Annotated in this window: 5 protein-coding genes; 2 read left to right on the top strand and 3 right to left on the bottom strand. The window is 40.6% G+C overall.

Annotation, left to right across the window (positions count from 1 at the left end; genetic code table 11):
* Nucleotides 1–20: 20 nt before the first annotated feature.
* Nucleotides 21–1,988: a diguanylate cyclase gene (locus GARC_RS26020; RefSeq protein ID WP_007622239.1), complete on the bottom strand. Its 1,968-nt coding sequence runs from the start codon at nt 1,986–1,988 to the stop codon at nt 21–23.
* Between the two features lie 358 nt (nt 1,989–2,346).
* Here GARC_RS26020 and GARC_RS16455 point away from each other — a divergent pair, with 358 nt between their 5' ends.
* The gene (locus GARC_RS16455) at nt 2,347–3,456 is read left to right on the top strand and encodes a class I SAM-dependent methyltransferase (protein ID WP_007622238.1); all 1,110 of its coding nucleotides are present in this window, start codon (nt 2,347–2,349) and stop codon (nt 3,454–3,456) included.
* A gap of 161 nt (nt 3,457–3,617) precedes the next feature.
* Here the strand turns inward: GARC_RS16455 and GARC_RS16450 are convergent, their stop codons facing one another.
* Nucleotides 3,618–5,021: an RCC1 domain-containing protein gene (locus GARC_RS16450; protein ID WP_007622236.1), complete on the bottom strand. Its 1,404-nt coding sequence runs from the start codon at nt 5,019–5,021 to the stop codon at nt 3,618–3,620.
* Between the two features lie 404 nt (nt 5,022–5,425).
* Between GARC_RS16450 and GARC_RS16445 the strand changes: the two genes are divergently transcribed.
* Nucleotides 5,426–6,289, top strand: a complete 864-nt coding sequence (locus GARC_RS16445) for an alpha/beta hydrolase (protein ID WP_153810951.1) — start codon at nt 5,426–5,428, stop codon at nt 6,287–6,289.
* Nucleotides 6,290–6,338: 49 nt separating this feature from the next.
* On the opposite strand, the gene GARC_RS16440 is transcribed toward GARC_RS16445, so the two are convergent.
* A complete protein-coding gene (locus GARC_RS16440) occupies nt 6,339–7,088 on the bottom strand; it encodes an IclR family transcriptional regulator domain-containing protein (RefSeq protein WP_007622233.1) in 750 nt (249 codons plus the stop codon).
* Nucleotides 7,089–7,130: the final 42 nt, after the last annotated feature.

Here is a 7,130-nt window from a genome sequence, read left to right as displayed (position 1 = left end):
TAACATATCCGTTTTTAAGATTAGGTACGTAACATATCCGGCATTGTTGATTCCAAATCCACAGCATGGCCTTTTAGTTTTATATCAGTGTGGTAAATCTGCACCTGATTACGCCCTTGCTCTTTAGCGACATACAAGGCAGCATCGGATTCACGAATAAGTTGGCTAAGATCTTTATCTGGCAAACGGTTATGGGGTTGGTCACTGTGAATGTTTTTAGTCGCAATACCAATACTGACTGTCACTTGTTCGACTTGCCCAATACTATTTTTATCCGCCATTACGACTTGTTTGCATAAACGCTCCGCTAACAACAATGCAGCATTTTCATCCGTATGAGGTAAAATCAGCAAAAATTCTTCACCGCCAACACGCCCTACATAGTCTGGTTTTCTAAGAGTGGCTATACAAATATCAGCCACATATTGAATCACTCGATCGCCGGTTTCATGACCAAAACTGTCATTCACCGCCTTAAAGCTATCAATATCCAACATCAATACACTCACCGCATATTGATATCGATCACTGCTGATGATTGCCTCTTCCCCAAGCGCTATAATACTGCGGCGATTATGAAGTGACGTTAAGGGGTCGCGACTGGCCAGTCGTTTATTTTTTATATACAGGCGATAAATAACGCCACACATAATCAAAAAGAACACCAGCGCCAATGACAGAACCATCAACACCCAGTTTTGTTGCCTCTGTTGCCGCTGCTCCATCACCAATTGTTCATTTAACAAGGTATTACGCTCTTCCAAAAGCTGGCTTTGTTTATCTAAAAACTCGTTCTTTAATTGCTCACGACTCAAATTGAATTCGGCATTTAATGTGGCGGTTTGAGAAGTAATATCCAGACGGGCTTTTTTCAACAAGGCCCGTTCACTCAATTGCATATAGTGAAAGGCCTGCTGATAATCGTTAGCCTGATTTAACAAATCAGCATAATTCCCGTAAGAATCCCACTGCCCGGAAATATCCTCATGCTGTTCGGCTAAATCCGCCGCCTTTTTTGCATATTCTAAGGCAAGTGGTATTTGACCATCTATGCCCAATTGCGAACTGTAATGTACATAAACATTGGCAATTTCAATGGGATTACCTAATTCTTCCCGTTTTGCAACTGACTTGGCAATCCACTCCAAAGCTTTGGCATCATCTGGTACTTTGCTGTAAAAATAGGATTTCAACAGATAAGCATTGGCCAGTCGGGTATCATCATGCTGGTTAATAAATACTTCCATAGCTTGATCTAACTGCTCAAAAGCGACATTACGATCGCCAACAACGTTCACCATCTGGGCGCCATACATAAGACTTTCAGCGCGATAAATTACCGCATCCTTAGGATAGGTATTGTAAGCATTTTGATAATACTCCAGCGCCTGTTCGTAGTTTTTTAAAGCGTAACTAACTTCACCAAAAAAAACTAAAGTGCGGGCCTTAATAATGGGCCAGTTGTTATTTTCTGCTCGTTTAAATATGTCAGTAAGCGCATTGAGAGATTCTTCATATTGTTGCAAATACACTTGGTTAACGGCCTGATACATTAAAATAAAATTTTCTTGGTAAGCGTATTTCTGTTGCCTATTTACCACTTCAAGTAACTGCAAAGATGACTTGAAACTGTCTTGGGCTTGAGCATATTTACCGAGCAGATAATATTGGATGCCATTTAATAAATGCCATTGGCTCTGAGCTGCAGCATCATCTTGCGCAAATACCTGTTTCTGAATTCCGCTCAATAAAGGTTGTAGTAAATCGGCTCGTTGGAACAACATATACAACTGGGCTTTTTGCAAATTAAGTTCGATTGAAGGAGCACTTTTGGGACTGTCAGCGAGAAGGGAATCTATTTGCTGCTCGGTCTGCACAAAATCGGACTGAAACTTCAGCAAGCCTTGTTTTGAGAGCATCTGTGCATGGGTTTGAAAACTGATAAACGCAAGCAGCCCAAGAGTTTGAAACAATTTTCCACAGTTCATTACTACATCCTGTATCTGTTGTACCACAGTACTTTATATTATGATTTTCTCGTTCATTAGCGACAACAATTTTATGCAAATAACACTTACCAACAACAATTAGTTTAAAAAACAAACGAACTCAGTAAATATACGGAAAAATCACAGATACGTCATGCATTAAAACGCACAAATAATCAATTCGCTCCCCATTGTAAATATCGTCTAAAAATTACGATAGCTGTCTCAGTAATTCGAAGAATTCATGGCTATTGTATAGATTTAGAATAGTGTTTATTCTACTTAATACTCAAAGGCATAAGAATTCTAGGCAGCAAACTGTTGAATTTCTTCCAACCCTATTTTAGTGGAGTGCGCCATGGAATTTGATCTTCAACAAGCGGTGCTTTTACATAAATCCCTGCAAGCACATCTTCTACAGACTGAAACTTTAGTTGCAAACCTTGTGATTAATCTCAAACCAAACAGCGTTCTAAACATAACAGAAATCAACCGAGTGCTTGCTGCTATTGCAACTAACAATCATCAGGTTTCCAAAGCCTTGCTGCTTATATCGACAAAACTGGCGGAAAATAATCACAATCAAACTGATCCAGCAATCAAATCCGCATTGATCGCGGCCATGGATAACAGCAATCAAATTCGCAGCTGGATGGCTGCTTGGCCGCAAATTGATTATTTAGTGCGAATGCAAGTGCCTGCCAAAAGGCGCAAGTTATTTCATAAAACTACTGCAGAAAATGACATTACTATCAGTCAACTATCAGCATATGACAGTGCCTTTGAAGACCTTCGAGTACTATTGAGCACTAATAGCCAAGGCGCCGATGCATTAAATCACGGCTGCTTTCCCGACATTTCCCTTCCAAACAGTGTTTTTTTAGAAAATGTTCATGCCGCTTATCGCTTAATGCTAGCTCAGGGGCACGCAACGCAATCACAGTTTATTGATGTCGGGTGCGGTTGTGGTATGAAGGTGTTGCAGGCGTCCAAATTTTTTAACCATGCAGTTGGGCTAGAATATGATGAAGGTTACGCAAATGACGCCCAAAAATTACTGGCACAAATGTACGTGCAAAACACCCTTATTATCCATGGAGATGGAATAACCTTCGATGATTATAAAGATTTTAACCTAGTCTATTTTTATCGCCCAATGCGTGACACTGAATTGCTGAAAAATCTAGAGGACAAAATTACTAGTTCAGTCACCCCAGGCACCATATTGTTCGCCCCCTACAATCAATTCTTTTATCGACATAAAGATCTAAACTGCGCTCCAATCGGAGGCAGCTTGTATCTTGCTAAATCGACTAAAGCACAGGCAAATGCGCTTCGAAGAAAAGCCGAATTAACCGGTACTTTTTTCAATAAACCAGGTAACCCTGTGCCTTCCATATGGGATCCAATTATTAAGGTTTCATATGAAAAAGGTTTTGGATTAGATAATTCAAACAAGATGACTTAATTTAATAAGACTGTTGGCAGCAAAAGCTGCTGCAGATGACGACAAGCTTAGCCCATGAAAACGAAGAGGATTTTTAGTTTTTTTACAGGCAGCACATAGGAAGACAATCAACAACAATGGCAAAGCCACAAAAAACATCGACTCTGCCGCTGCAGATAGACTTACTCTTTAGATATAGAATCATTCCGATATAACTTTATAGAAAGTAATATCAGCAGAAGTAAAATAAACATTGTATTTACACTACCCCCACCACTTTTGGTAGCATTTTCGACTACCACTTTTGACTTACTTGCATCATTAGGGAAAGCATCGGCGTTATCACCAACCCCGTCGTTGTCGCTGTCTTGGGTTTCTGCAGCATCATAGGGAAACGCATCAAGATCATCTGCTACGCCATCATTGTCGCTATCAAAAGCGGGCAATTTTTTAGGAGTAAATTGGTTATTTTCAGACTCATCAAAACCTAACTCGCCTTTGAGGTTTCTACCCCATAACCATATTGAATTATCACTTTTTATTCCAGCCGCATGATGCGTCCAGCTACTAGGGGCAGAACTGGTACTAATTGTTTTCCAAGTCAAATCTGATTCTAATGGGGTGGGAACATGTGCAATGCCATCTTCACCTAAACCTAATAAACCATTACTGCTATTTCCCCATGAATACAAAACGCCATTCTCATCTATGGCAAAACTATTTATAGAACCTGCTTTGACTGATTGCCAATCTGATTTTGTTACCACTTGGACTGGGGAAAATCTAATATTTTGGTTTTCATTTAAGCCTAATTCGAACTGAGAATTAGCTCCCCAAGACCACAAACTGCCATCACTTTTTATGGCTAATGAATGTTGTTCACCAGCTGAAATGTCTTTCCAATTATCATCACTTATTTTTATTGGCTCACTTTGTACACTTCGGTCGCTGCCACCTTTACCTACCTGACCGTTTGCATTACTGCCCCAGGCCCATAAACTACCATCTTGTTGGATCCCGAGAATATGTTTACTACCCGATGCTATTTTGGCCCATTTTTGTTGGCCGATCTGCACAGGGCTTGCATGATCATTCAGAGTCCCATCTCCCAGTTGGGAAAATAAGTTATCACCCCAGCCCCAAAGCGTGCCATCTTGTTTTATTGCCAATGATTGCTCCTGATTAGCCGTTATAAAGTGCCAGTCAGTAGCTGTACCAATTTGTTTGGGTTTATATTGACGCGCATTATCTCCGTGACCCAATTGACCATTATAATTATATCCCCAAGACCATAAGGTGCCGTCAGCTTTTAAAGCTAAAGCAAATGAACTACCCGCTTCAAGTCTTTGCCAATTTGTATCATTACCGATTTTTTGAGGAGGATAGTTATCAATATTACGGGTATCATCAATGCCTAAAGCCCCCCAAGCATTATCACCCCATGCCCACAGAGCGCCATTGTCATCGATAGCTAATGTAAATCCACTGCCTAAAGCGACATCTTTCCATGCATAAGAAACACCTATAGATAAATGCGCTAGTAAGATTAAGGTATAGAAAAAATGACGAGATGTTTTATTCAACATTAATGCAAATCCTTGTTAAGAATAATTTAAAAATAATAAAATCATGTACAGTACAGAGCTTAAATTCCGAGCAACTATAAAACCAATCCTAGTCTTAAATACCCGTACACTCGTCTTTGAGTGGAGGTGTTGTCGTATATTGCCAAGTAACGGAAATATTACAAGAACATCCCCATATATTTTGGGGTGAATGTTCACCAGACCTAGTATTCACTTCACCTGCTAACTTAAAATCCAATTATTCGACAAACCTGACTTCGCTGGCTCTACCAGAAAACAAACCTAAGAACTGAAAACACCTAAAAAACAAAAAATTACTCTAGTGATCATCTTGCACATAGTGCAGATTAGATTAATCTCATTTTGTGCAGATAAAGCGTGACTCAGCTAACAGTGATGGTGCTATGCAAATAAAAAAAATTGAAAGCGTAACGCTTTATAGTGACGATATCCCTGGAGCCAAAGAGGCCGTTAATAAGGAGTGTGTTGAGTCCCAAGACTCCACTGGACGTTTTGTCATAGGGGTTAGTCAACCACAACTGACTGCTTATTGGCCCGATGCAAATTTACGTAATGGTTGCGCAGTGGTGATATGTCCTGGTGGCGGTTATCGAGGTTTATCGGTAGATAAGGAAGGTGATGCCATTGCCTTGCGCTTGGTAAAGCTAGGCATCAGTGCATTTGTACTTAAATATCGTTTGCCTTGTGATGACACTATGGATAATCGTAAGTTGGGTCCCTTGCAAGACGTGCAACAAGCGCTGCAGCTTGTTAAAAGCCATGCGACTGAGTGGCAGCTCGATCTGGCAAAAATAGGCGTTATGGGATTTTCGGCTGGTGGCCATGTGGCCAGCTGTGCTGCGGTACATTATCAACGACCAGTGTTGCCAACACTCAGCCCTGTAATGATTAAACCTGCTTTCCAAATTCTCATTTATCCAGTGATCAGCATGGATCCGCAAATAACCCATTCGGGTTCTAAAGCATTGTTAATAGGTGAGGATGCTAGTCCAGCAGACATCGAATATTTTTCGAATGATAGACAAGTTAACAGCGATTCACCCCGAGCATTTATTATGCACGCCAATGACGATGTCAATGTATCTGTAGAAAACTCACTATGCTATTACCGCGCTCTAATGGCATCTCAAGTGCCGGTACAACTTTTGTTGTTAGCCGATGGCGGACATGGTTTTGGTATGTATCATAATTACGACTGGTTTCAGTCATTAACTATGTGGTTAAAGGTTAATCAATTGATTAGTTAGCCAATCAATCTCTGAAAACACTTTGTGCAAAGCGGTACTTTATTTAATTTTATTCAATTTCTTTAGCTTTGTTTTTCAGTAAGGTGACCAACTCATCGGTGGCCTCTTCTGGGATCCAGCCTGATAGTGCTATCGCACTGTGCATATTGCCTTTAACGTTGACGGCTATAGTGACCGAATGATGAGGTAAATGGGTTTTATAATGAGTTTGCATCTTAACGTAACCTTGCTTTCGATATTGATTCAGTGCAGTCAGCAAGCTTTCAACTCCTTCAGGAAAGCCAGGGATGTCGCGGTCTTGATATAAAACACGTACCTCGTCATCTTCAAGATCTGATAATAAAGAAATACCGGTTCCACATTCAGTCGCTGGAAAATACCCCAAACGACCAAGCGGGCTCTCTTCGCCCATGTCAGGCAAAGAATGATAAAGATAAGTGACCTTGTCATGCCATAACACCCCCATTGCCACCACTAAACCATATTTACGCAGTTCTTCTAAGGGTTTAATCGCTTTGGTAGTAACTCCAGACGCACACAGGCCTTGAGCCGCTAATACCAACATAGCCGGTCCAGTAACATATTTGCGATCGTCATTTTTACGTACCAGCCCGATAAAGTCTAAAGTGCGTAACAAGCGATTGACTCTAGTGGTATCCAATTCTAGGAAACGAGCTAATTCACGACAACCTACAGGACGCTCGAAAGAGGCGAGCCCCTGTAAAACGTTAATACCTTCAATAAGGCTATGGTTTAATTGACTACCGTGTTTTTTTAGATTTGCGCTGGAGTTGGGCATAGTTTATTTTGCAGAACCATTGATATTTGCAGTCATTCTACA

The organism is Paraglaciecola arctica BSs20135, assembly GCF_000314995.1.
GTDB lineage: Bacteria > Pseudomonadota > Gammaproteobacteria > Enterobacterales > Alteromonadaceae > Paraglaciecola > Paraglaciecola arctica.
This window is presented reverse-complemented; position numbering and strand designations above follow the sequence as displayed.

Excerpts from the sequence above, each read along its gene's own strand:
- GARC_RS16450 (WP_007622236.1), bottom strand. The coding sequence starts at position 5,021 with ATGTTGAATAAAACATCTCGTCATTTTTTCTATACCTTAATCTTACTA.
- GARC_RS16445 (WP_153810951.1), top strand. The coding sequence starts at position 5,426 with ATGCAAATAAAAAAAATTGAAAGCGTAACGCTTTATAGTGACGATATC.
- GARC_RS16455 (WP_007622238.1), top strand. The coding sequence starts at position 2,347 with ATGGAATTTGATCTTCAACAAGCGGTGCTTTTACATAAATCCCTGCAA.
- GARC_RS16440 (WP_007622233.1), bottom strand. The coding sequence starts at position 7,088 with ATGCCCAACTCCAGCGCAAATCTAAAAAAACACGGTAGTCAATTAAAC.
- GARC_RS26020 (WP_007622239.1), bottom strand. The coding sequence starts at position 1,988 with ATGAACTGTGGAAAATTGTTTCAAACTCTTGGGCTGCTTGCGTTTATC.